This is a genomic window from Chitinophagales bacterium, assembly GCA_020636535.1.
Lineage (GTDB): Bacteria > Bacteroidota > Bacteroidia > Chitinophagales > JADIYW01 > JADJSS01.
Map to the genome: position 1 here is coordinate 187,685 of JACJXT010000012.1, position 26,873 is coordinate 214,557.

Sequence of the window (26,873 nt, forward strand, 5' to 3'; positions counted from 1 at the left end):
GCAATATTGCCTGTAAAAATTTGTTTTGTATAAATAAATATCAATAGTTATTACTACGAAATTTTTATAAAATAGATTATAATTATCAATAGTAATATTTGAATTTTAATAAAATTTTCTCTACACCACAGCAGCCAATCTTGTAGCTTGGTCTATTGCTCTCTTAGCATCTAATTCGCCTGCTTCAAAAGCACCACCTATAACATGTACTGTTTTGCCTAAATCTATTAATGGTTGTTCTAAACTACGCAACGAAGTTTGTCCTGCACAAATCACTACATTGTCGCATGGAAATACTTGTGCTTGTTTATTAGCATCTATAAAATGTAACCCTTCATCGTCTATTTTGGTATACTGCACTCCTGCTACCATTTTCACTTTTTTCATTTTGAGTGTTGTTCTATGAATCCAACCTGTAGTTTTACCTAATTTTGCACCTACTTTACCTTCACTTCTTTGAAACATTGTTACTGCTCTTGCTGCTTTTGGAATATCTTGTTTGATACCTTCAACACCACCTCTTACTTCATTTTGCAAATCAACGCCCCATTCTTTTAACCATTCTTCTTTGTGTAGCGTAGTAGATTCACCTTCTTGTGTTAAGTATTCACAAACATCAAAGCCAATACCACCAGCACCAATAACTGCAACTTTTTCACCAACTGGCTTGTGATGTTTCAACACATCTATATAAGATAATACTTTTGGATGATCGATGCCTTCCATATTAATATGTCTTGGATTGACACCAGTAGCAACAACTACTTCATCATATGCTTGTAAATCTGCTGGTTCTACTCTTGTATTCAGATTTACTTTTATTTGATGCAACTCTAATTGCTTATTGAAATAACGAAGTGTCTCGTAAAATTCTTCTTTTCCTGGAATTTGTTTCGCCATATTAAACTGACCACCAATCTTATCATCTGCTTCATAAATGGTAATATTATGACCTCTTTCTGCTGCATTAACAGCAAAAGCCAAACCAGCAGGTCCAGCACCAACTACTGCAATATTTTTAGGTGTACTCACCTTTTCTAATATAATTTCTGTTTCGTGACATGCTCTTGGGTTCACCAAACAAGAAGACAATTTATTGCTAAAAGTATGGTCTAAACATGCCTGATTACAAGCAATACAAGTATTTATTTCATTAGCACGATTGGTTTGAGCCTTAGCCACCCAATTTTCATCAGCCAAGAAAGGTCGTGCCATAGATACCATATCTGCACAACCATCTGCTAGTACTTGTTCTGCAACTTCTGGCATATTAATTCTATTAGAAGTGCATAAAGGAATACTAATTTCTGATTTCAATTTCTTAGTCACCCAAGTAAATGCTGCTCTTGGAACAGAAGTAGCAATAGTAGGAATTCTTGCTTCATGCCAACCAATTCCTGTATTAATAATAGTAGCACCAGCAGCTTCTATTGCTTTTGCCAATGTTACAATTTCTTCCCAATTACTACCATCATCAATTAAATCGAGCATAGACAAACGATAGATGATGATAAAATCATTGCCAACTTTTTCTCTTACTTTCTTAATAATTTCAACAGGAAACTTCATTCTATTTTCATAAGTTCCACCATATTCATCGGTTCTTCTATTGGTGTGTTTTACTATAAACTGATTGATTAAATAACCTTCGCTTCCCATAATTTCTACACCATCGTAACCAGCATCTCTTGCCAAAGCAGCACTATCTGCAAAATCATTTATGGTTCTTTTAACACCTTTGGTGCTCAATGCTCTTGGCTTAAATGGCGTAATTGGCGATTGTATAGCACTTGGTGCAACACTTAAAGGATGATAAGCATATCGTCCTGCATGTAAAATTTGCATCGCAATTTTTCCACCTTCCTCATGAACAGCATTGGTTACTATTTTGTGCTTTTTTACATGTGAGCGATTAGACATTCTTTCGGCAAAAGGTTTTAACCAACCTTCCCAGTTTGGAGCCATTCCTCCTGTAACAATAATACCAGCTCCACCTTTAGCTCTCTCTGCATAAAACTTAGCCAATCGTTCAAAACCATTTTTAGCTTCTTCTAAATTGGTATGCATAGAACCCATTAGTGTTCTGTTGCGAAGTTTAGTAAAACCTAAATCTAATTCTGATAATAAGTGCGGATAATTTTGCTGACTCATGCTTAAAAGTTTGGGACAAAATACAAAAAAATCCAATGCATGCATTATATTTATCCTACATTTTATGAAAACAAAACCCTTTTTGAACACGAAATGTCTCTCTTAAAATTTCGTAGCAAAATCAAAATTTGCAATAGAAATCTATCATAAAAATCGTAAAAAGATTCCCAATCAAGTTGAGAATGACGATTTTTATTATATCTTACTTTTAAAAGAAAATTAGTGAGCAAAATACTTAGTGTTGGAATTGTACAAACTGATTTGAAGTGGAAAGATAAAATTCACAATCTAAATACTATTGAACAAATTATTGCTTCATCTGAAAGCGTACCAAATATTGTTTTATTGCCTGAGATGTTTAATACTGGATTTTGTGTTGATGATTTGTCACTTGCTGAAGACAGTAAAGGACAAACAATTGCTTGGATGCAAAATATCGCTAATCAATATCAAACAGCAATTAGTGGAAGCATATTGTTTAATGACAATGGTAATTACTACAATAGATTATTTTTCATCAGTCCTACACAAAACATCAATTATAATAAAAGACATTTATTTAGTTTGGTTGATGAAGATAAATTATTGACGAAAGGCACTGAAAAAGTTGTGATTTCGTACAATGATTGGAAAATTGAACCTTTTATTTGCTATGATTTAAGATTTCCTGAATGGTGTAGTAATAAAAATAATGTTGCACTACAATTTTTTGTAGCAAATTGGCCACACAAAAGAATTGCTCATTGGAATCATTTATTACAAGCACGAGCTATTGAAAATCAATGCTTTGTTGTTGGTATTAATAGAGTTGGCAATGATTATTTTGGCAATGAACACCATGGTTATAGTTGTGTTTACGATTTTAAAGGCAATGAATTAATGCTTTTTAAAGATTTAGTAGGCATGAAAATTGTAGATTTGCACTTAGACGATTGGATTGCTTTTAGAGCAAAGTATCCTTTTTATAAAGATAGATAATGGACAGTACAACAATTGACATAGCATATAATGAACAAGAATGGGAAGCTGTATTGGATCAACTAGAAAACAGATTCCAAAAGCGACCTGATGTTACTTCTATTATTTTTTTGATTGGTCATAGAACACTTGGACAGTTTGAAACCAAAATAAAAAAAGAAGTAAAACAAGATTTTATGCATATTGGCGTTTGTACTTTGTTGAGTGAAGCCAATTACTACAAATTTGTAGGAAAAGATGAAGATGGTTGGCCACACTATGAGTACAATAATAATTTACCAAAATTAAATCATAAGGAACAAGAACAATTATTAAAAAAAATGATTATTGAATATTTTAAAAATTTATAATTATGAGAAAAGTTTTACGCTTTACAATTAGTATTTTAGTTTTATCATTAGTAATGAATGTGCATGCTGCTGATAAAAAAAGTAAGAAAAAAGGAAAAGTTGAAGCAACAACTATTGTTAAACCAGTAATTATTAAAGAAGAACCAAAACCAATTGTTATGCAACCAATAAGTGCCGCAGATACTGCCATTTTTGTAACTATAGAAACAAACATGGGCAACATTAAATTGAGATTATACAACGAAACACCAAAACACAAAGCCAATTTTATTAAAATTATTCAAGATGGTGTTTTAGACAGTACTTTATTTCATAGGGTAATTGATGAATTTATGATACAAGGTGGTGACCCAAATTCTAAAAATGCCAAAGTTGGAGATAGATTAGGTATGGGTGGTTTAGACTACAGAGTAGATGCAGAGTTCAACAAGAATTTAATTCACAAAAGAGGTGTTTTAGCTGCTGCAAGAGATAATAATCCGGCAATGGCTTCTTCTAGTACGCAATTTTATATTGTAGATGGAAGAACTTTTACTGCTGATGAATTGAACACTTTAGCAACTAGAACAGATAATCATTGGACAGAAGACCAAAAGAAAATTTATGAAACTATAGGTGGTGCTCCGTTTTTAGATATGAAATATACTGTTTTTGGTGAAGTAGTAGAAGGCATGGATGTAGTAGATAAGATTGCCAAAGTAGCAAAAGATCCTTATGACAGACCACTTATAGATGTCAGAATGCTAAAGATTTCGTTGAGTAGAGAGTAAGCATATATCATTATGCTGAATTTATTTCAGCATGTGTTTAGTGTTAGATTCTTATTTAATAGTAAATTCCGAAATTTACCTGTTCGGTATCATGTCTGCCGACAGTTAGAGACAGGCAAGTTCGGAATGTAGTTATATATTCAGTTAAAAATTTATAGTTATATTTGATATGTAAGTATTGTAGTATTCAGTGAATTTAATTTCAATAAATCATGATTAATGAAACTAATGATAATATCGTTTTTATTGCCTTTAAGCCTTCTTATGGTGTTACTGAATATCAAGTAATACTTGATAAGGGAGCTGATACTATTTGGGCTTCTGAACTTCAAATTGCTGATATCTTTGGTCGAGATAGAACTGTTATTAATAGACATATTAATAATGCTTATAAAGAAGGAGAATTAGATGAAGTAGCAACTAGTGCAAAAATTGCACAAGTTCGAATGGAAGGAGATAGAGTAATAGAAAGAGAACTTCTTCACTATAATCTTGATGTAATAATATCCGTTGGATATAGAGTTAAATCTCCTCTAGCAACTGAATTTAGAAAATGGGCTACGAGTAAACTTAAAGAATATTTGTTACAAGGTTATACTATAAATCAAGAATTAGTTCAATCAAATTATAAAAAGATTAAAGAACTTGAACTACAAATAAATATTCTAAATGAAAATGCTTTTCAAAATCAAAAGCAAATTACTGAAGGTTTTCTTTCAATAATAGGTCAATATTCAAAATCATTTAATCTTCTTAATAAATTCGATACAGAAGAATTATCTTTAGAGGGATTAAATGAAGAGATAATATATACAATAAACTACGCAGATGTAAAAAAAGCAATTCAAAAACTTAAAATAACTTTAATAGAAAAAGGAGAAGCATCTGATATCTTTGGCAATGAAAAAGACAAGTCATTTGAAGGAATACTAGGCAGTATTTCTCAGACTGTATTTGGTAGGCTTGCATACCCAACTATTGAAGAGCAAGCTACTCAAATATTATATTCGATAATAAAAGGACATCCCTTTAGTGATGGTAATAAAAGAATAGGATCTTTTATATTTGTATGGTTTTTAGAGCAAAATAATTTTCATTTAAATTCTGAAAAAAGAAGAAAAATTGACAATAACACATTAGTTGCTTTAGCACTTGCAGTTGCTCAAAGTCTACCAGAGCAAAGAGATATGATTATTAAACTTATAATAAATTTAATAAAAAATTAATTACAATAATGTGTGATAATACACAACAAGAAACACTACACACAAAATGGTTACAAGAATTTTTAAGTATTTATATAACGCCATCTGTAAACACAAACACCTTTAGCAAAGATATGATACCAATGACGAGTATCAATATCAATGAAATAGTTTTAAATATGTTTTGTGGTATAAATTGCAGAATGTATTTGCCTATGTAAGTACCTACTAATCCAATTACAAACAAGAACGGAATATATTTCATGTCGTGCTGGTGTATATATCCATTTTTAAAATAGACTACACTTCTGGTTAAGTCTATCATTAAATCTATCATAGCCGAAGTTGCAATAAAAGTACTTTTTTCTAAATTAAAAGCAGCCATGGTTAGTCCACGAATAGCTCCACCAGTTCCTAGTAATCCAGCAGAAAAACCAGACAGCAAACCACCTACTACTGCATTTTTATTTTCGGCTTTAATGCTATAATGCTTAAACAACAGAAAAAACAAACTCAATACAATTAAGAAAATACCTAATATTATTTGTAGCACATTTCCATTGAGATACTTAGATGCAATTCCACCTATAATAACAAAAATAACAGATGGAATTCCCATATATATAATTAATCTTTTGTCAATTCCTTTTTTAAAGAGTAGTAACTTGCTTACATTACTCGACAAATGAAAAATAGCTGTAATACCTAAGACAGAATAAAAATCAAAATAAAAATTAGCAATTGGTACAAAGAAAACAGAAGAACCAAATCCACCAATAGTGCCAATGATTTCTGCTACAAGTGCTAATACTAAGAACCAATAATTCATACTATACTTTGATGCTGTTTATTATAGTTTAAAATTAATGATAAATTATTTGTTAAAAATACATCATAAAAATCGTAAGAAAGATTCCCTTCCGAAGTTCGGAACAAGTTGGAAAAGACGATTTTTATTTTATTTGTTTCTAAATGCATAACAAGTTATGTGTTTCTTGTGGTATATTTTCAAACTAAAAATAATAATAAATTACTAAAGAATAGATTACTTCGCTACTTACATTCGCTCATAATGACACAGCATTTTATTTCATACTATGCTGAATTTCTACTAGCGTTGATGTTTCCAAATAAAGAACGCATTACCATTTTTTCGTAAGCTGATTTGTGTTTGCTGTTGGCATGAATTTTTTGCAACGCATATTGTTGAATGGTAATTAATGGCAATACAATTTTTTCTCTTTCAGCAATTGATGCTTTGCTAATTGGTTCTTCTTGCATTAGTGATTCATAGCCACTAATTAGCAATACCATTTTCTTGCTTAATTCATATTCTTTATATAAGATTTTCCAGAATGTACTAAACTCTTTATCTGATTTCATATATGCCGTTAACTCAAAATTTGATTTAGACAAAGACATCATACTATTTAATATAAGTGTTTTAAAGAATGGAAATTGATGAAACAACTTTTGTAATTCTTCTAACTTTCCTTGTTTTTGAAAGGTATCGATAGCAGTGCCAATACCAAAATAACCTGGTACATTTTGTTTTAATAAACTCCAAGCACTTACAAAAGCAATGGCTCTTAAATCTGAAAAGACTAATTTTTTAGCTTGTCCTCTTTTTCCTGGACGACTTCCTATATTAGTTAAATTATAATATTTCAAAGCACTCATTTTTTCTAAATAAGGCAAAAATTTTGGATGTTTTTTTAACGCAGCATATTTGTCATAACTCAACAAAGCCAATTCGTTCATTAATTGTTTTTGTTGTTTTGTTGGACTTGCATCTTTATACAATTCATTGTGCAAACCTGCTGTAATGAGCTGTTCGCAATTGTATTTAAATTGTGCTTCATGACCATACATACTAGAAATAGTTTGTCCTTGAATGGTTAATTGAATGGCTTCATTGGCAATATCATTTCCTTGTGCAGCATAAAAGCGATGCGTTTTTCCGCCACCTCTTGCTGGTGGACCACCTCTTCCATCGAAGAAAATAATTTTTATATTGTGCTTTCTTGCTATGGTTGTCAGTTTTTCTTTGGTTTTATAAATATCCCAATTGGCTCTAAGATAACCTGCATCTTTTGTACCGTCAGAAAATCCAAGCATTATAGTTTGAGTATTATTTCTTTTTTCTAAGTGTTTTTTATATATTTTATCTTTAAACAATAATTCGAGAATTGAAGCCGCATTGGTCATGCCTTCAATTGTTTCAAACAATGGTACTATGTCAAAATTAATTTCGTCGGTAGTATAATTGCACCATATAAAGAAAGCATAGACTTGTAATACATCAAACACAGAAGTTGCATTACTAATAATGTATCGATTACAAGCTTGTTCTCCATTCATCAGTTGAATGTATTTTAGTTGCTTGATGTTTACAACTACATCTTTAATTACTTCATCTTCAAACAAGTTTTCATCTAGTAATAATTTATTATCAAATAGTATTTTATATTTTTCTTTATCATTTATTTTTATGTAGCTTGATTTAGATAAATTATATTTTTCTACAATTAAATTCATCAATTGATTATGAATACTACTGTCTTGTCTAATGTCTAGTGTTGCAAAATGCGTTTTAAAAATATGTACTGCTGTAATTAAGTCTTGTAAATCATCAATGAATAAACCATTGTGCAACTCAATTAATACTCTTTTTGCTTCTTGTAATGGTTGAAGAATTTCAGAAAAAGTTAATAAGTAGTCATTCGAAAACATACTTTTATACAACTGATTACTTAGGTTCAATAAAATATCATCTACTAAATAAAAAGTTAGTTTTTCTCTTAAACCTTTTAACTGCTGATAGTAACACTTCATTAAAGTTTTTCTAAGTTCTTCGGCTACTTCGGCTGTTACTTGTGCTGTTACAAAAGGATTTCCATCTCTGTCGCCACCTGGCCAAAAACCAATTTGCAATAAATTATAATTTATTTTTTGATGATTATTTTTATTTATATTTTTAAATAAGTGTACTGTTCCGTCGTAGTACACTTTTTCTAGATAATAAATTATACTTTTGGCTTCATCTAATGGTGTTGGTTTCTTTTTATTAAAGAAAGATGTTTTGCCTAGTTGCTTTAGCAAATCGTCTATTGTAGTAAATTGATTATTGGTTACTGCATCTCTTAGTTTTTGAATAATATGTAATACATACGGTGGATAAAACTGTGTTGGATGTGCTGTTAACACCAAACGAACACTAAAGTTAGCCAACTTATCAAATAGTGCTTTTGTTTTATGCTGAGTATGACTGTAGTTTAAATCGTCTTGAAATGTAGTATTATTGAACAACTGTACCAATTCTTTAAAGTGTGCATCTTCGATACTGTCAAACAAAACAACTTGTCGTTCTATATATTGAATAATTTTAAATAAAAAATTAATTTGTTCTTCTTCGGTATTCATATTGGTATATCGAGTAAAGAAATCTTCTACAATTTGTAATGGTGTTAAGTGATTAGTAAATCCTTGTTGACTGTTGTTATACAAAATTGGAAGTAACATTCCTATGTTTTGCATTTTTTCGTAAGGTAAATTAGTAAATAAATTATTATAAATAGTATACTGATTAACTACTAAATTATCGAATATCTGCTTTTTATTTATCATACCTTGATGTGTGTTTATAACAAAATAAGCATTATAACTTTATTTGCACCTACTTTTGTCTAGATACAAAAGTAGCAAAAAATCAAGACTGCAATATCTACCTGTCGGTAGACAGGAATTCTTTACACTCGAACCTCCTAAAAAAGCTACAAATCTTAAAACTCGCTACGCTCAAACAGTAATCTTTGTTTAACGCTTTTTTATTTGTTCTCACTAAATTTATTGTAGGTCATTTAGTTTATTAATTAAATATGCTAAATATTAATATTATTTATTTTGTATAGTATAGGTTTTTATGTTTTTTGATAAGTCAGAATGTGCTTTTTTATTCATGCCTTTCCAAAAAATATAATCGGTTCTGTTTTTATGTACAATTTCTCCTTTTTTAAATTGTATTAATTGAATAGTGCCTTGTAGTAAAGCCCAACCTTTTTGTTTAGAAGAAAATTTGGCTTGTGTAGATGCTTTGTTCATTTCATTTTCATATTGTTGTAAATACGACCTATGGTTGAACTGCATTAATCCAGAGTTTTTATTATAATTACATGCTTCTATTGCGTTAGCATAACTCAGTAACCAATGTTCTGAGTTTAAAACAACACATATACTTTTAAATGTTAAAATACCTTGACTATATTTATAATCTCCTTTAATTTCTTTATGCAATACATATTTTGGTGTTGTTTCTTTTTTAGACCAAGCTATCGTTTGATTATAATCTTCGCTAGTAGTATGCATTTGATATTGGTCTGCACCTAAAATTAAATAATATAAATTTATAGTATATTCAAATTTTTTATAAAACCTATTACATTCAAAAGATTTACAATCTACTACTAAGTCGATATCTACTTTTACTTGCATGGTATCTTTGTATTTGCTTGGCATTACATCAGAAAAATTTATTTTAATCATTTGTAATTTATCTGCTCCAGATTCTGAAATCAAATCAAAACCATTAAACACCACTGCTGTTTCACTCCATTTATTAATGATATTTTTTGGCAACAAAATAACTCTGCTAACACTACACAATTCTCCTTGTTTGCCATTTAATGAAATAGACAATTTTCCAGAAAAACAATTAATATTAGTATTAGTTATTTCTGCAAAGTTGGTCTTAAATGTTGCTGTGTCTTTTCCAACTCCAGATGCAGAAGCATGAACCGATGAATAAATATGCTTATCATTGCTAGAACTAGAACTACTTTGTGCAATATAGTCACCTAAACGATTTAAACGATGATTGTATTTCCAAGTGTGTTCAAACCCTTGCCATATTACAAAATTATTTTGTGCATATATATTTGTACAAAAAATAATAGTAAAAATTAAGCTAATTCTTTTAATGGTATCCATTTTATTTGTTCAAAATTTTGTATTTGATTGTCTTTAATAATAACACCTTCGCTTTCTAAAAGTTCTTGCATGAGCGTTGGCATTTCAAAATGATTTTTTCCTGTAAGCAGTCCATTTCTATTGACTACTCTATGTGCTGGAACTTTAGGTGCAATGGTGTGAGCTTTATTCATAGCGTAGCCAACTTGCCGTGCAGCTGATTTAGTGCTTAAATATGCAGCAATATCTCCATAGGTACAAACGCTACCTTTTGGTATTTTTCTAACAACATCGTAAACACTTAAATAAAAATCGTTCATTAAATAACAGCTACGATTGCTAATTTAAAATATTTTTAAAGATTGTTAGCTTAAAAAATGTCAAAAAAGAAAAAATATAAAATTAGATATTTTATTTAAGTATAATATTAATTTTCATCAAATAGTTTCTTCTGAAAAAGGAATAGTGCAAAAACGCCTACGGTGATGCAAGCATCTGCTACATTAAATATATAAGCAAAGAACTCAAAATAAGTTCCGCCTTTAAATGGAATCCAGTTGGGTAATATTCCTTTGTACAAGGAAAATGAAAACATATCTACTACTTTTCCGTGTAGCAGTTTTCCGTATCCTCCACCTTCTGGAAAAAGTGTGGCTACTTGAGTAAACGAACTCTCGCTAAAAATTGCACCATAAAAAATACTATCTACTATATTGCCTATTGCTCCTGACAAAATCAGTGCTAAGCAAAAGATTAGTGCTTTCTTTGATGCTGATTTTTTAATTTGTAAATGCAAGTAATAGCTAATACCAATAACGGCAACTATTCTAAAAAGTGTTAGCAAGAGTTTAAACCAATCGCTACCTAAAGTTAAACCAAAAGCCATGCCTTCATTTTCTACAAAATGAATTTTTGCCCAATTGCCAATATAAGCAAACTCTTGGTCTAGCGTCATATTAAGTTTAACCAAGAATTTAACTATCTGATCAATCAACAAAGAAATAAAAACAGTAAGTATAGCGATTGTTCTCTTACTCATGAAAAAAATTTGAGTGCAAATATAAACAATTAACTAAGCTATTTTTGATTTTTCTTTGCTTCGATACTCAGCGTAGCATGTGGCACCGCTTTTAGTCGAGCTTTACTAATTAATTTGCCAGTTTCTCTACAAATACCATAAGTTTTGTTTTCTATACGAGCGAGTGCATTTTCTAAATGTACCAATAACTTTTGCTGTCTAGCTACAATTTGATTCATGGCTTCTCGTTGAGCAGTTAATGAACCATCGTCTAAGCTAGCAAACTTAGTTTCGCTTTCGTTAGAATTTTTAATTTGGTCTTGGTAAAAAGCAATTTCTTCTTGTGCGTACTTAACTTTCTTTAAAATCAATTCTTTAAACTCTGCTAAATCTTTATCGCTATATCTTTTTAAAGACGACTCATCTTTAGAGAGTGGTTTCAGCTCTTTATGGTGATATTGTTCGCTTCCTCTGCTTTTTACAGAAACTTTTTTCTTAGTAACAACTCTTTCTAAACTAGTTGGTGTTACTTTTTTTTTTTAGCTACTGCTTTTTTTGCCACTGGTTTTTTAGCTACCGCTTTTTTTGCTGGAGCTGCTTTCTTAGCCGCTGGCTTTTTAGCTACTGCTTTTTTTGCTGGAGCTGCTTTCTTAGCCGCTGGCTTTTTAGCTACTGCTTTTTTTGCAGGTGCTACTTTCTTAGCCGCAGATTTTTTAGCTACTGCTTTTTTTGCTGGAGCTGCTTTCTTAGCCGCTGGCTTTTTAGCCACTGCTTTTTTCGCAGGTGCTGCTTTCTTTGCTGCTGGCTTTTTAGCCACTGCTTTTTTTGCAGGTGCTGCTTTCTTTGCTGCTGGCTTTTTAGCTACTGCTTTCTTAGCAGGTGCTGCTTTTTTTGCTACCGCTTTTTTAGCTGGAGCTGCTTTCTTTGCCGCAGTTTTTTTTGCAGCTGCTTTTTTTGCAGGAGCTGTTTTTTTTGCAGCTGGCTTTTTGGTTACTTTTGCCATAATCAACTTTTTAAAATTGTCATTAATAAATTCTGTCCATTTATATCAAACGCTTTTGCATTCGATAAATTATCATGAAACAAAATTTGTTCACATAAAGTTTCGGTGCAAATATATGAATTGAAATCATGCACAACACTATTGAGAACCAATTGGTTTTGCACATTTATTATTATTTTGTCAATAACTTCTAATTGCATCTCTTTTCTTTCGTTTTGTACCTTGTTAATTATTTCTCTTGCATAACCTTCTGCAAGTAGTTCATCAGATAGATGAATGTCTAAAGCAACAGTAATTCCGTTGTCTGTAGCTACTAACCAACCTTCAATATCATCAGAAATTATTTCTACTTCTTCTCTAGTTATTACAAAGCTTTCTCCATCAATAATTAAGCCAAATGTACCTTGTTGTTCTAATTGAGTAATTTCATCGTTGGTCATTGCTTGTATTAATAAGTTCGCTTCTTTCATTTTGCTACCTAATTTTTTTCCTAGCAATTTAAAGTTTGGTTTTACTTTTTTAGATATAATTCCAGATGCATCTTCTATTAGTTCAATTTCTTTTACATTTATTTCTGATAAGATTAATGATTTTACTTTTTCTATTTGTGCTGCAAAGTTTTTATCTAATACAGGAATTAATATTTTTTGTAGTGGTTGTCTTACTTTTATTTTTGATTTTTTTCTGAGTGATAGTGCTAATGAACATATTGATTTTGCATAGTCCATTCTTTGTTCTAAGCTTTCATCAATAAAATTATCATTTGATTTTACTAAATGTGTAAGATGAATAGATTCTTCTGTATATGATGAATTATCATCTGTTAGATTTTTATACAACCACTCTGCAAAATATGGTGCAATTGCACTCATTAACTGACTGACTTGTAGTAGGCATTCAAATAAAGTTTCGAAGGCAGCTTTTTTATCTTGAGTAGATTCGCTATCCCAAAATCTTCTTCTACTTAATCTAACAAACCAATTGGATAAATCATCAATAACAAAATCGTCAATTGCTCTTGCAGCTCTTGTTGGTTCGTATTGTTCAAATGCATCTGTAACTGTTGCCATTAAATTATTCAATCTTGATAAAATCCATTTATCAATTTCTGCTCTATTTTCAAAAGGAACTGTTTGTTTTTTATTGTATTCAAATCCATCTACATTAGCATAAATAGCAAAAAAGTTGTACGAGTTATATAGCGTACCAAATAACTTTCTTTGCGTTTCTACAATACCTTCTATATTAAATTTAAGATTATCCCAAGGTTGTCCGTTGCCAATCATATACCAACGCAAAGCATCTGCACCATATTTTTCAATAGTTTCAAATGGATCAACAGCATTGCCTAATCGCTTAGACATTTTATTGCCTTCTTTATCTAATACCAATCCGTTAGATACTACATTTTTATAAGCAACAGAATCAAATAACATTACTGCTATTGCGTGTAATGTATAAAACCAACCACGAGTTTGATCAACGCCTTCTGCAATAAAATCTGCTGGAAAATTTCTTTCAAACGCTTCTTTATTTTCAAAAGGAAAATGCCATTGTGCATAAGGCATTGCACCACTATCAAACCAAACATCAATTAAGTCTTGTTCTCTGTACATTGGTTTGCCATCATCGCTTACCAAAATAATATCATCTACATAAGGTTTGTGTAAATCAATGTCTTTGTCTTTAAATGGACTTTCAATCATGATTCCTGCATCAATACTTTTTTGAATTTCTTGTTGCAACTCTTCTATGCTTCCAATACATTTTTCTTGCACTTTCTCTGTTGGATTTTTTTCATCGAAAAGCGTTCTCCAAATTGGCAAAGGTGTTCCCCAAAATCTTGTACGCGATAAATTCCAATCGACTAAATTTTCTAACCACTGACCAAATCTTCCTGTTCCTGTACTTTCTGGTTTCCAATTAATTGTTTTATTATGTTCGATTAATTTATCTTTTACTGCTGTAACCTTTATAAACCAAGAATCTAATGGATAATATATAATTGGTTTATCTGTTCGCCAACAATGCGGATAGTTGTGTTCGTATTTCTCTACTTTAAATGCTTTGTTTTCTTTTTTTAGTTTTACTACAATATCAACATTAACATCAACATAATTTGGATCATCAGTATAGTCTTTTACATATCTGCCAGCAAAGTCTGTAACTTCATCAACAAACTTACCTTGTCTATCTACTAAAGTCAAACTGCCAATTCCGTTTTCATCTGCAACTTTCATATCGTCTGCACCAAAACTTGGAGCAATGTGAACAATACCTGTACCGTCTTCTGTAGTAACAAAATCGCCACTAATTACTTTAAACGCATCGCCATTTTCTGGTTGCACATAATTGAGTAGTTGATGATAACGAATGTTTAGTAAATCGCTTCCTTTAAATTCATTAACAATGTAGTAAGGAATATTTTTTCCATCATTTTGATAAGTAGAAAAATCTTTGGTTTCGTTTTCTGCATTAAAATATTTAGCTACTAAATTTTTAGCCAATACCACAGAAATTTTTTCGTTGGTATATTGATTTATTGTATTGATTTGAACATAATCAATATTTTTTCCTACAGCTAATGCAGTATTAGAAGGCAATGTCCAAGGAGTAGTTGTCCATGCTAAGAAAACCAAAACACCATCAGCTGCATCAAATAGTTTTTTTGCTGTTAGATTATCTTGTTCTTTAATATAAAATTGTGCAATACAAGACACATCTTTTACATCTTGATAAGCTCCTGGCATATTTAATTCAGCAGAACTTAAACCAGTTCCTGCTGCTGGAGAAAATGGTTGAATTTTTAATCCTTTATATAAAAACTCTTTTTTATATAATTCTTTTAATAAATACCATACGCTCTCTATATATTTATTTTCATAAGTAATATATGGATCATCTAAATCAACCCAATAAGCCATTCTTTTGGTTAAATCATCCCACTTATCTTTAAAACGCATTACCTCTTTTCTACACTCCTTATTATAATCTTCAACGGTAATTTTTGTGCCAATATCTTTTTTAGTAATGCCTAAAGATTTTTCAACTTGTAGTTCTATTGGCAAACCATGTGTATCCCAACCTGCTTTTCTTTGTACTTGAAACCCTTGTATTGTTTTGAATCTGCAAAAAATATCTTTAATAGTTCTTGCCAATACATGGTGAATACCTGGCATTCCGTTGGCACTTGGTGGTCCTTCGTAAAAAACAAAAGCTGGACTATCTGCTCTTGTACTTACACTTTTTTTAAATATATCTTCGTCATTCCAGAAGTTGGCAATTTGTTTTTCAATTTCGCTAGCGTTATACTGTTTAAATTCTTTGTACTTCATTCGTATTTGTCTTAAATCTTTGGTGTGCAAAGATACACATAATCAAGTATATAAATAAGTGTTTGTAATTTGAGTTTTATTCGTAGTGTCCTTTAAGAGAATAAACATATAATATATTATCTTGAACGAGATATACTAACCGATGTTCCTTATTAATTCTTCTTGACCATTTTGGAGCAAGATTATATTTTAATGCTTCAGGTTTTCCAATACCAGCATATGGATTTTCTATAATTGATTTGGTTAATTCTGCTATCTTTTTTAGGATTGATTTGTTTCCTGTTTTAATCCAATACTCAAGATCTTCATCTGCTTTTGGAAGCAATATTATTTCCATAGCTTATCTAACTCTTGAACAGTTGTTTTCCGTCCTTTTCCTTTTTTTAAATCTTCATCTCCTTGTTCAATTTTTTTTACAAAATCAGTATTGTATGGACTTTGTTCTTTTGTAAGTTCAAATTTTATTTTTAGTGCCTTCATAAAAGCTTTAATTGCTTCTACTTGAGATGCATCTATTGTATGTGCTTTTATATTAACCGTTTCCATTTTTCAAAACTATGTCTAACAAAGATAATCATTTTTATTCATTTTTGAAAATCAGTTTTGTTTGCGTTTTTTGTATTTCTATTAGGTGTATTGCTTCTTTATCCATAAATTATCTCGTTAAAATTGATTAGCTTTGAACTAGATGAAACGAATATTGTTTTTATTGTTTATTGCTTGTTTTTATTTAAGTAAAAGCCAGCAAGTACCACTTGGAACTTGGACAACACAGTTGCCTTATGCTAATGCTGTAAGCGTATGCCAAAGTAATAATAATATTTATTGTGCTGCTGTAAGTGGTTTATATAGCGTAGATAAACAAAATAGTTATATAGAAAAATATACCAAAGTAAATGGTTTATCAGAAATTGAATCAAATAAAATTGCTTATGATATTGACAATAGTATTTTAATTGTTTCTTATAACAACTCAAATATAGATTTAGTTATAAACGGAAAAGTTACCAATTTGCCTTTTTTAAAAGATGCCAATATTATTGCAAATAAAACAATTTATAATATTGCTATATCAAATGGTTTTGCTTATTTAGCAACTGGTTTTGGTGTGGTTGAAATTGACTTAATCAACAAAGAAATAAAAGCATCTTACTTATTTAATACAGGTAGTAGTTATTTGAAAGTAAATGATATTTATGTTGATGATAATCTAATTTATGCTACGACAGCAAATGGCGTATATGTTGGCAATATAAATAATAGTAATTTATTAAATTTTAATAATTGGCAATTATTAAACAATGGAATAAGTAGTGGTAGTGTTGATGCAATTACTAAATACAACAATCAAATTATTATTGCTAAAGATGATGCTTTATATAGTTATAATGGAACTGCTTGGAGTTTGTTTTTAAGTACACCAACTTTTTATACCAAAGATTTGAATACAAGCAACAATCATTTACACATAGTACAGCACAATAACAATTCTAGTGCTGTAAGAATTGGCACTTATAATGGTACTGCTTTCGATTTTAATGCTAGTCAATTTAATATAGCTTATCCCTTAGAAATTATAGAAGACCAATATGGAAAAATTTGGCATGCAGATTTGTATAGAGGTTTAATCAAACATCACGACTTAAACAATTCAGAAGCTATTTATCCAAATGGACCAGCAAATATTACTTGTAAAGAAATGGCTTTTATGAATGGTATATTGTATGTTGCTTCTTCTAATATTAGTATTAATTGGAATCCTGTTGGACAAAATAGTGGTTTTTATACTGCTAAAGATTTAATTTGGACAAATTACAATATTTACAACACTGATTTACTTTCTAACTTTGCAGATATTTCTATAGTACAACCAATTCCTGCAGAAAATAAAGTTTTATTTGGTGCTCACTACACTGGTTTATTTGAGTTTGATGTAAATACTAAAACTATAGTAGCTCCAAAATATTATAGAATAAACAATATTGACAAATACAGATTAACAGGTTCTGATATAGACCAACAAGGAAATATTTTTATGGCAGATGCTTACTCTGCCGAACCAATTTTATGTAGAAAAAATGATGGCACTTATACTTACTTTAGAACTAATTTTTTAAATGGTGCATTAACTAAAGATGTGGTAATAGATGATTACAATCAAGTGTGGATTGCAAAAAATAGCAGCAGTGGTGGCTTAGTTGTTTTTAATCACAATAATACGATAGATGATGTTTCTGACGATAGATATGTGAACTATGCTGCTGGTGAAGACTTGGGCAACTTACCAACCAATCATGTTACATGTATGGCAAAAGATTTAGATGGTATTATTTGGTTAGGCACACCACAAGGTATTGCTATTATTGCATGTGCAGGAAGTGCTATTGATTACAACTGTCCTGCAGAACAAATTTGTATTGATAGAAATGATGGTTCTGGTTTTTGCGATAACTTACTAGAAGACCAAACCGTAACTTGCATTGCTGTTGATGCAGGCAATAGAAAATGGATTGGCACTAATACTGGTTTGTATTTGGTTAGCGATGATGGCAGAACTACACTACATTATTTTACTACTAACAACTCACCTTTATTGTCGAATGAAATTAGATCACTGGCAATTAATCCAGATAATGGCGAAGTAATAATTGGTACAAGTAAAGGTATTAATACTTATAGAGGCGAAGCATTAACTACTTCTTCTGCTAATGATAAAGTAATGGTATATCCAAATCCTGTGTATCCAAATTTTTCTGGAGATATTGCGATAAAAGGATTGCCGAATAATTGTCAAGTAAAAATTACAGATGCTGCTGGCAACTTAGTTTATGAAACTTATGCTTTAGGTGGACAAGCTATTTGGAATGGTTTGTTGAGCAATGGACAAAGAGCTGCTTCTGGTGTGTATTTGATATTAGCTGCTTCTGATGACAAGAAAGAAAAAGTAAGTACTAAGTTTGTGTTTTTTCATTAGAAGTACTCGTGTAAATTCAAGTGTCATTCTAGAAAATTTACCTAGAGTTTTTTCAATCGATTAGGAATGACAACACTACATAATGGTTTTGATAATTTTTACTTTATTTTGTGAACAAACCTACTGCAAGTTATGCTTACTAAAACCAAAGCTATTGTATTAAAGACTACAAAGTATGCTGATGCTAGTATCATAGCCAAAGTATATACAGAACAAATGGGTTTGGTTTCGTTGTTGTTTCAAGGTGTACGAAAATCGAGATACAATAAAGCAAGTATTATACAACCATCATATATTATTACTGTAGATATTTATTTAAAACAAAATAAATCATTATTCAATGTAAAAGAATTTAGTTTAGCCAATTTGTATTTACATATCAATAACGATTTTAGTAAGCAAGCTATATTGTTATTTGCTTGTGAATTATTGAATAAAAGTGTACGAGAACAAGAAGAAAACCAAGCACTATACAATTATGTAGAACAGTTTTTTATTATGATAGATTATAGTGATGAAAAGTTAGCACACTTGCCTTTATTGTTTTTCTACCAATTGGCTGCTTATCTTGGATTTGAACCGTTGAATAATTATTCTATTCATCAACCATACTTTAATATGGTAAATGGTGAGTTTGAAAAAATGCCAAATACTCGACATCAAAATTTATCGATAGAAGATAGTTTATTAATGCATCAATTTTTAAGTTTTGTTACTAGCAATTCGTTTAGTAGTTTAAGTAAAATCAATAGAACAAAATTACTAGACATTTGGACAAACTACTACAAAATACACTTGGCAGAATTTCATAGTTTAAACAGCATTAAAATTTTACAAGAAGTTTTGTGATACGATATGCTTAGAATTTATTATCACATTGAGAAACCCAATAATGTAAAATCTATTATCTCTTACATCTTTGCTTTCATTCTTCGTAATTTTGAGGAACAAAAAATATACGAAATCTAATGTGTGCTTAAGATAGATTCCTGTTAAAATTCTCCGTTATACTGTGAAATTTTCAGGACGATAAAATATAAAATAATTATCCATTATAAATTTTATAATTAATATTTATTAGCAAATAAAAATACAGTTTTAGAGTTATTATTGAAGATGAAACTATTACTAGGATTTTTTTGTTTATTTTCTATCAAAAGTTGTGGACAAAACAATATGCAAAACTTAAGTAGAACAGAACAAGCAGCATTGGCTTATCATACAATATTAGTACCTATTCTACAGCAAAAAGAGATAGATACCATTCCTAATTTTTTATTTCTACGAGCATTTAAAAAAGAACAACAATTAGAACTTTGGGCAAGTAATTCAAAGCAATTACAATTGATTGCTACTTATAAATTTACAGCATTTTCAGGAAAATTAGGACCAAAACACAAAGAAGGCGACAAGCAAATTCCAGAAGGATTTTATGAAATAGATTTATTTAATCCTGCTAGTCAATTCTTTTTATCAATGCGCGTTAACTATCCAAATAAAAGAGATAAAATAGTCAATGCTAATGAAGCTAAAATTGGTTCTGATATTTATATTCACGGAAGCAATGTAAGTATTGGTTGTATTGCAATTGGCAATAATAAGATAAAAGAATTATATTATATCTGTAATTTATATTATAAAAAACAAAACAAAAATATACCTATACAAATCTATCCTTGTAAAATGACCGCACCTAACATTAAAGCACTAGAAAATTCTTTTGGTAAAACGCATCCTTATTTTTCACTTTGGAAACCAATGGTACAATACTATCAGTTTTTTGAAAAAAATCACACACTTATAAATACAACTGTAGACGAAAAAGGTGTTTATAAGTTTGTACTTCCTACAAATTGATTAATCCTTTGTTAATAGAATACACAATATTCAAAATCTCACTACTTATTCCTATCTTTGTACGCTATGCAACTGACTAATAATCAATATCAAATTGGTGGCGTTTCTGTACTAGATATTTGTAGTGAATTTGGTACGCCTTTGTATATCTATGATGCTAATACCATAGAAAAAAATTATAACAGATTAATGAATGCGTTTAAAGACACACGAGTGCATATTCATTATGCATGTAAAGCTTTAAGCAATATTAATGTATTAAAATATATAAAAAGTTTAGGTGCTCATTTAGATACAGTTTCTATACAAGAAGTACAATTAGGACTAAAAGCTGGTTTTGCTCCACAAGAAATTATGTATACGCCAAACTGTGTGAATATTGATGAAATTAGAAGAGCTGTAGAATTTGGTGTAAAAATTAATATAGATAATATTTCTATATTAGAACAATTTGGACATGAATATGGCAACTCTTATCCAGTTTGTATTCGTATTAATCCACATATTATGGCTGGTGGAAATTCTAAAATTTCTACTGGACACATCGATTCTAAGTTTGGTATTTCGGTATATCAAATGCGACATGTAGAACGCGTGGTAAAAAGCAACCAAATAATTGTAGAAGGTTTGCATATGCATACTGGTTCTGAAATTAAAGATGTAGATGTATTTTTACAAGGTGCCGATATTTTATTTAATGCTGCTAAGAGTTTTCCTGATTTACAGTTTCTAGACTTTGGTTCTGGCTTTAAAGTAAAGTACAGCGAAAATGATATTGATACAGATGTTGAAGAGTTAGGTAAAAAAATAAGTGAAAGGTTTAATCAATTTTGCAAAAACTATGGCAGAGATTTATTGTTGATTTTTGAACCAGGAAAGTTTCTAGTGAGTGAAAGTGGTTTTTTAGCTGTAAGAGTTAATGTAATTAAACAAACCATGTCTACTGTTTTTGCTGGCGTTGACTCTGGACAAAATCATTTAATTCGTCCAATGTTCTACGATGCTTATCATCACATTACTAATATCTCTAATCCAACAGGAACGAATAGAATATATACTATTGTTGGATATATTTGTGAAACAGATACTTTTGGCTGGGATAGAAAATTAAACGAAGTAAAAGAAAACGACATATTGGTAATTCACAATGCTGGTGCTTATGGTTTTTCTATGGCATCTAATTATAACTCGAGATATAGACCAGCAGAAGTTTTAGTAAAAGATGGAAAAGCACACTTAATAAGACGCCGAGAAAACTTAGACGATTTATTAAACACTACTGTAGAGATAGATTTGTAAGTGCTCTAATTTTTTCTATTGCTTTTGTGAAGTGCTAAGCAAATCTTTAAACTGTTTCTCGTGCCATTAATAACACACTCAATTTTTGATTATTAAAATCTACTGTTTTATTAAAAGTTGTATTGAGAACAAAATTGTTCTTTTGTAAGAAATGTATCATTGGTTGATTGGTAGCTAAGACTTCTGTATTTATAGTAGTAACCGTTTTTCTCTTTAATAGTTCAGACAATAATTTAAAAGCAATTCCATTCTGACGATATGCTTTTTGGATTATAATTCCCATTGTTCCAAAATCATTTTTTTCATCACTAATAAAATCTAAAAAACCTATTATTTTATTTTCTATTGAAGCAACTAAAAAGACTGACCCTTTTTTATTGTTTATATATCGGATATAATCTTCTTGTTCTTTAATGTTTATTTTATTTTTAAAATTAAACAGTTGGTGTTGGTCTTCATCTAATACTTCATTTAAAATATTGCTGATTTCGGTCGCCTCTTTAATTTGTGCTGTAGTAATTATAAATTGTTGCATACTTAGAATTCCTTTAAAAATACTAATGTGATATTATATAATTATATTATAAATTTATTTCATCGTCTTTTATCAATAGGTTCCGAAATATGTTTGGAATGGTCTATACTATAATAAATAATATTAGTACAAATTAATAAAGATAGGCATAACAAATTATGAGTTGTTTATATGTACTTTTGAAAAAATACGAAATGGACAACCAACAACTTAAAATTGTAAGTTGAAAATAAATTAGGACAAGCTAAAACAACAGACAACTTTGATGCAGGAATTAGAATTAACTAAAACGGACAAGGCGATACTTAAACAGGATATTAATATCTCGTTTATTGTAGGATTTGTGTTTTGTGTTGCATTATTTATTCTTGTGATAGTTGGACCAATTTTGTTTGTTCTTTTTGGTTATCGACCTGCTGACAATTTTGTAAGCCGTGGACTTTTTACTCTTGGACTTTTCTTTATTCTCTTTATTGCTGTTTCTTGGAAAAATATTTTGAAGTTTGTAGATATTAAAAGAGGTAAAAAGTTAGTAATTGAAACGACCGACTATGAAATAAAAAAAACCAAAAATTCAGTTTTATTACGATTAAAGGACAATGAAAATCGGACAATTGAAATTTGGGAGGAATTATTGCCTCTAATAGATATTTCCCGACCTTTGAAAATTGATATCGCAATTTTAAGTAAGACAATAATCTTTATTTCTCACAATAATAAAAACCTACTTGACGACTAATCTTTAGTTAAACAATAAGTTTGGATTAAACTTCGATACTAACTATCTTTAGACAGATAGCTTTACTATCGCCAACAGAAATAGCTGATGAAATTTATACTAGAAAAAATATAAATTTTCTATAAATAATTTAATTTCCAATAAAAGAATTTATAGTTGGATCTTCGAAAAACATATTGTTGGTTGGTATGGCATAAAAGTTGCTTTCGTATAATTTAAACTGAAATAAGTTAACGCCATAGTTTTTCCCATTTGGATAGAATGCAAACTGAAAATCTAAAAATGGCATACCTAAGTCTACACTTCTAAAACGCAAACCTACACCTACACCATACTGAAAATTACTTTGTAGTATTAGCGTTTTATCATTCGGACTCAACCATGCTAAGTCTGCAAAAGCATAAACCATTCCTTTTGATAAAGCCACTTTTCTATTTAAGTATAAATCGCTTTCTAAGTTAATGGTATAGCTTTTAGAACCTCTTAGGTTCGGCGAATAAAAACCTCTAATGCCACTAGTTTCATTTACACCAAAATATCTGTCGGTTGGTGTGAAAAAACCATAATTAAAACTGCTTTTAATAATTTGTCTAAAAGAAAATTGTTGCTTTTTACCAAACGAAAGTGCATTAGACAACCAAGACTCTTGTACACTCACTAGCATTTGCTCGCCTTTTCTTTCTTTTAAAAATCCACTATAAGTAATAGAAGAATTTAAATAACCAAATTTTTTATATTGTTTACTATAATTTAAATTAGAATAAAAATAATTTCTTCTGCCAAAAATTTCATCTATCTGCGGACCAATCCAAATACTCATATTAAAACCTTTAGGTAAGTATTCCGGAATATCAACAAAAAATGCATTTTTATATAAGTAATAATCCCAGTTGGCTAATCCTAATCCAAATAAATAATTGCTAGTATTTACAAATTGTTTGCTATAATTTCTATCAATAATAAAAGGTCGGTCTTTGTAATTGTCTCGATTTATTTTTAAACCCATTACAAATTTCATTTTATTATTTCTGGTTGCCATTAATCTGTTTAATGGAATAGCATACGCCAACCAAATTCCATAATAATGCGATTTAGTTTTTACCAAGCTGCTTTCATCTCTTATGTTATTATTCAAACTCGTAGTAATATTGCCAAACTGATAGTTAATTTTAAAAGCCCATTTTGTTTTGAGTGAAATAAAATCTTTTCCTAGAGAAATGTAATTGAATTTATTATATTTATCAATAGTAAATTTATCTCTAAAATTTATTCTAGAACCCAATATGTTATTGTAGTAATAGTTTCCATTAAAAGTTATTATATTGTTTTTATTACTATTAAAGCTGGTGTTTAAATTTAAAGAATTTGGCAATCCAAAGAAATTACTAATTGTAGTACCAATAATTAAACTTTCGCTACTATAACCTGCATAAAGTGTATAAGAAAGTTTGTCTTGTACAATAATATGAACAATCACATTATTACTATCAATTGATTCTAGTAGTATATGAATTTCTTTATATCGTCCACTTTCCCAAAGCAATCGTTCAAAATCTGCAAACACCAATGGATTTACTTTTTCGCCAGTTTCAAATAGCAAATCTTTTTTTACTTGCCAAATCTTGCTGTTAAAATGAATTTTATTACCAAATTTTTGTGCTTTCTTTAGTGTAGTACAAGAATCAACAGTACAATCAAATGGTTTAAATAGTTTAATATTAATACTATCTATTATTTTATTTTCGAAAGGTTTATAAAAATCAACGCCTTTAAATTGTATACCATCACCTCTGTCAGAATAATTTAAATAAGAAATCCATTTAAAAGCATTAGTTGCTTTTTCTTCTTTCGTCTTTTCTTCTTTGTCAGATTTGTCTTTTTTCTCTTTCCTTATTTCATCATTAGAAAGTGAGTCTATCACTATGCTATCATTAACAGCATAAAGATTGTTTGATTTTACAATAAATAATATTAATATGATTGTATATTTTATTATATTTTTCAAACATTGTATGTTTTACTTTTTCTTTTTTTGTAGTACACTTTGTACACCTTTTATTAGCATTGGCAGTACAGAAATAAATACAATGCCTAGAATAAATTTTTCTAAATTATCTTCTACAAATTGATTATTACCTAAGAAATAACCGATGGTAGTAATACTGCCTACCCAAAGTACACCACCTAAAATATCATAAGGTAAAAAAGTAGTATAATTCATTTTTCCAATACCAGTTACAAAAGGCGTAATGGTTCTTACAATTGGCATAAACCTAGCAATAATAATAGTTTTGGTACCGTGTTTCTCAAAATATTCATGTACTTGATCTATCCACTCTTGTTTTACTATTGGTTTTGCTTTAAATTTTATAGACAACATTTTTTCACTAAAGAATTTTCCTACAAAATAATTGACATTATCTCCTAGTACTGCTGCAAAAATAAGTAGTGGAATAACTATAGCAATGTTTAGTCCAGAAGCAGCTGTAGCACAAATCATTCCTACAGTAAACAAAAGAGAGTCGCCTGGAAGAAAAGGCATAATAACTAAACCAGTTTCTACAAAAATAATTAGAAACAAAATGCCATAAATCCAATTTGGATATTGTGAGGTTAGTCCTAAAATGATTTCTTTAGTATTGGTTAGTAACTCAATTAAGAAATGTATAATTTCCATAGATATTATTTAAAAATGTTTTTAAAGTATTGAATGGTTAAAGGCAAACCTGCTTCAAAAGAAAATTCAGGTTGATATTGTAGTAAGTTTTCTGCTTTGCTAATGTCTGCTTGCGAATCTCTAATGTCGCCAGCTCTTGCTTCTCTATGTATTGCATTAATATCTTTTCCTAAAATATTTTTAATAGCATCATACATATAATTGATAGAATATCTTCCACCAACAGCTACATTATATGCTTGGTTCAATGCCTCTTGATTGGTAGTACTCATTGCTAAAACATTAGCTTGAACTGCGTTGTGTACAAAAGTAAAATCTCTGGTTTGTTCACCATCGCCATTAATAAATGGAGCTTCGTTTTGTAGCAATGCTTTTATAAACAAAGGCATTACTGCAGCATATTCTCCATCTGGATCTTGCTTTGGACCAAATACATTAAAATATCTGAGTCCAATTAATTCCATACCATAACAATCTGCAAATACTTTAGCATATACTTCATTCGTATATTTAGTTACTGCATATGGCGAAAGTGGATTGCCAATTTTGTCTTCTTTTTTAGGAAGCGTTTTTTCATCGCCATAAATAGAAGAAGAAGACGCATAGACAAATCGTTTGATATTATTTTCTTTTGCAGCAAACAACATATTGACAAATCCGTTTACATTGACTTCGTTGCTAGTAATTGGATCTTTAATTGAACGAGGCACAGAACCAATTGCTGCTTGATGACAGACAATGTCTATGTTGTTGCAAGCATCTAAACAAGTGTCTTTATCTCTAATGTCGCCATTAATAAAATTAAAATTTGGATTGCTTATAAATGGATTTATATTTTCTATATTTCCAGTTGCCAAATTATCTAATACGGTAACTTTGCTTTGGTGTTGCAATGAATATTCTACAATATTAGAACCAATAAATCCAGCACCACCAGTAATTAAAATTCGTTTGTCTTTTAAATTAGAAGTGTGTTCAAACTGCTTTTCGTACATGCTATTAAATTCTTAACGAAAA

At 29.9% G+C, this 26,873-nt stretch carries 24 protein-coding genes; 9 read left to right on the top strand and 15 right to left on the bottom strand.

From position 1 onward, the window contains the following. Positions 1-120: 120 nt before the first annotated feature. The gene (locus H6553_10550; protein ID MCB9034267.1) at positions 121-2,151 is read right to left on the bottom strand and encodes an NADPH-dependent 2,4-dienoyl-CoA reductase; all 2,031 of its coding nucleotides are present in this window, start codon (positions 2,149-2,151) and stop codon (positions 121-123) included. 222 nt (positions 2,152-2,373) lie between these two features. On the opposite strand from H6553_10550, the gene H6553_10555 reads away from it, so the two are divergent. From H6553_10555 to H6553_10570, 4 genes are all read left to right on the top strand, one after another. Beyond that, on the top strand, positions 2,374-3,129 hold the full coding sequence (locus H6553_10555; protein MCB9034268.1) for a nitrilase family protein: 756 nt from the start codon (positions 2,374-2,376) through the stop codon (positions 3,127-3,129). Continuing rightward, positions 3,129-3,479: a hypothetical protein gene (locus H6553_10560; protein ID MCB9034269.1), complete on the top strand. Its 351-nt coding sequence runs from the start codon at positions 3,129-3,131 to the stop codon at positions 3,477-3,479. The genes H6553_10555 and H6553_10560 overlap by 1 nt, the downstream gene beginning before the upstream one ends. A gap of 2 nt (positions 3,480-3,481) precedes the next feature. Beyond that, positions 3,482-4,249: a peptidylprolyl isomerase gene (locus H6553_10565; GenBank protein ID MCB9034270.1), complete on the top strand. Its 768-nt coding sequence runs from the start codon at positions 3,482-3,484 to the stop codon at positions 4,247-4,249. 341 nt (positions 4,250-4,590) lie between these two features. Continuing rightward, positions 4,591-5,475 carry a virulence protein RhuM/Fic/DOC family protein gene (locus H6553_10570; GenBank protein MCB9034271.1) on the top strand — a complete coding sequence of 295 codons (885 nt, stop codon included), beginning with the start codon at positions 4,591-4,593 and terminating at the stop codon, positions 5,473-5,475. 70 nt (positions 5,476-5,545) lie between these two features. On the opposite strand, the gene H6553_10575 is transcribed toward H6553_10570, so the two are convergent. From H6553_10575 to H6553_10620, 10 genes are all read right to left on the bottom strand, one after another. Continuing rightward, positions 5,546-6,283 (bottom strand): sulfite exporter TauE/SafE family protein, encoded by a 738-nt coding sequence (locus tag H6553_10575; protein MCB9034272.1) that lies wholly within the window; start codon positions 6,281-6,283, stop codon positions 5,546-5,548. Between the two features lie 266 nt (positions 6,284-6,549). Further along, entirely contained in the window at positions 6,550-9,081 is a 2,532-nt protein-coding gene (locus tag H6553_10580) for a phosphoenolpyruvate carboxylase (protein MCB9034273.1), read from the bottom strand. Positions 9,082-9,348: 267 nt separating this feature from the next. Next, positions 9,349-10,440, bottom strand: coding sequence for a hypothetical protein (locus H6553_10585; GenBank protein ID MCB9034274.1), 1,092 nt, complete (start codon positions 10,438-10,440; stop codon positions 9,349-9,351). After that, a complete protein-coding gene (locus tag H6553_10590) occupies positions 10,413-10,739 on the bottom strand; it encodes an MGMT family protein (GenBank protein ID MCB9034275.1) in 327 nt (108 codons plus the stop codon). Before H6553_10590 ends, H6553_10585 begins: the two co-directional genes overlap by 28 nt. 107 nt (positions 10,740-10,846) lie before the next feature. Continuing rightward, positions 10,847-11,458 (bottom strand): lipoprotein signal peptidase, encoded by a 612-nt coding sequence (locus H6553_10595; protein MCB9034276.1) that lies wholly within the window; start codon positions 11,456-11,458, stop codon positions 10,847-10,849. Between the two features lie 38 nt (positions 11,459-11,496). Beyond that, positions 11,497-11,880: a TraR/DksA family transcriptional regulator gene (locus H6553_10600; protein MCB9034277.1), complete on the bottom strand. Its 384-nt coding sequence runs from the start codon at positions 11,878-11,880 to the stop codon at positions 11,497-11,499. A gap of 83 nt (positions 11,881-11,963) precedes the next feature. Further along, a complete protein-coding gene (locus tag H6553_10605; GenBank protein ID MCB9034278.1) occupies positions 11,964-12,440 on the bottom strand; it encodes a histone H1-like repetitive region-containing protein in 477 nt (158 codons plus the stop codon). A gap of 2 nt (positions 12,441-12,442) precedes the next feature. Then, positions 12,443-15,775 carry an isoleucine--tRNA ligase gene (locus tag H6553_10610; protein MCB9034279.1) on the bottom strand — a complete coding sequence of 1,111 codons (3,333 nt, stop codon included), beginning with the start codon at positions 15,773-15,775 and terminating at the stop codon, positions 12,443-12,445. A gap of 76 nt (positions 15,776-15,851) precedes the next feature. After that, positions 15,852-16,112: a Txe/YoeB family addiction module toxin gene (locus tag H6553_10615; GenBank protein MCB9034280.1), complete on the bottom strand. Its 261-nt coding sequence runs from the start codon at positions 16,110-16,112 to the stop codon at positions 15,852-15,854. After that, on the bottom strand, positions 16,103-16,321 hold the full coding sequence (locus H6553_10620) for a hypothetical protein (GenBank protein ID MCB9034281.1): 219 nt from the start codon (positions 16,319-16,321) through the stop codon (positions 16,103-16,105). Before H6553_10620 ends, H6553_10615 begins: the two co-directional genes overlap by 10 nt. A gap of 142 nt (positions 16,322-16,463) precedes the next feature. Between H6553_10620 and H6553_10625 the strand changes: the two genes are divergently transcribed. The 4 genes from H6553_10625 (at position 16,464) to lysA (ending at position 21,905) form a co-directional block, all read left to right on the top strand. Next, complete coding sequence (locus tag H6553_10625) at positions 16,464-18,749, top strand: hypothetical protein (GenBank protein ID MCB9034282.1); 2,286 nt, start codon at positions 16,464-16,466, stop codon at positions 18,747-18,749. Positions 18,750-18,881: 132 nt separating this feature from the next. Further along, the gene (gene recO, locus H6553_10630) at positions 18,882-19,598 is read left to right on the top strand and encodes a DNA repair protein RecO (GenBank protein ID MCB9034283.1); all 717 of its coding nucleotides are present in this window, start codon (positions 18,882-18,884) and stop codon (positions 19,596-19,598) included. Positions 19,599-19,865: 267 nt separating this feature from the next. Beyond that, the gene (locus H6553_10635) at positions 19,866-20,606 is read left to right on the top strand and encodes a L,D-transpeptidase family protein (protein ID MCB9034284.1); all 741 of its coding nucleotides are present in this window, start codon (positions 19,866-19,868) and stop codon (positions 20,604-20,606) included. Between the two features lie 66 nt (positions 20,607-20,672). Continuing rightward, positions 20,673-21,905, top strand: coding sequence for a diaminopimelate decarboxylase (gene lysA, locus H6553_10640; protein MCB9034285.1), 1,233 nt, complete (start codon positions 20,673-20,675; stop codon positions 21,903-21,905). Positions 21,906-21,951: 46 nt separating this feature from the next. Here lysA and H6553_10645 read toward each other — a convergent pair whose 3' ends face one another. After that, positions 21,952-22,440: a GNAT family N-acetyltransferase gene (locus tag H6553_10645; protein ID MCB9034286.1), complete on the bottom strand. Its 489-nt coding sequence runs from the start codon at positions 22,438-22,440 to the stop codon at positions 21,952-21,954. A 265-nt stretch (positions 22,441-22,705) separates the two neighbouring features. Between H6553_10645 and H6553_10650 the strand changes: the two genes are divergently transcribed. Next, positions 22,706-23,179: a hypothetical protein gene (locus tag H6553_10650; GenBank protein MCB9034287.1), complete on the top strand. Its 474-nt coding sequence runs from the start codon at positions 22,706-22,708 to the stop codon at positions 23,177-23,179. Between the two features lie 130 nt (positions 23,180-23,309). On the opposite strand, the gene H6553_10655 is transcribed toward H6553_10650, so the two are convergent. The 3 genes from H6553_10655 to H6553_10665 are packed head-to-tail and all read right to left on the bottom strand — an operon-like array spanning position 23,310 to position 26,851. After that, on the bottom strand, positions 23,310-25,184 hold the full coding sequence (locus H6553_10655; protein MCB9034288.1) for a hypothetical protein: 1,875 nt from the start codon (positions 25,182-25,184) through the stop codon (positions 23,310-23,312). Between the two features lie 12 nt (positions 25,185-25,196). Next, complete coding sequence (locus tag H6553_10660; GenBank protein MCB9034289.1) at positions 25,197-25,856, bottom strand: VTT domain-containing protein; 660 nt, start codon at positions 25,854-25,856, stop codon at positions 25,197-25,199. 5 nt (positions 25,857-25,861) lie between these two features. After that, complete coding sequence (locus H6553_10665; protein MCB9034290.1) at positions 25,862-26,851, bottom strand: SDR family oxidoreductase; 990 nt, start codon at positions 26,849-26,851, stop codon at positions 25,862-25,864. Between the last annotated feature and the right edge of the window lie 22 nt (positions 26,852-26,873).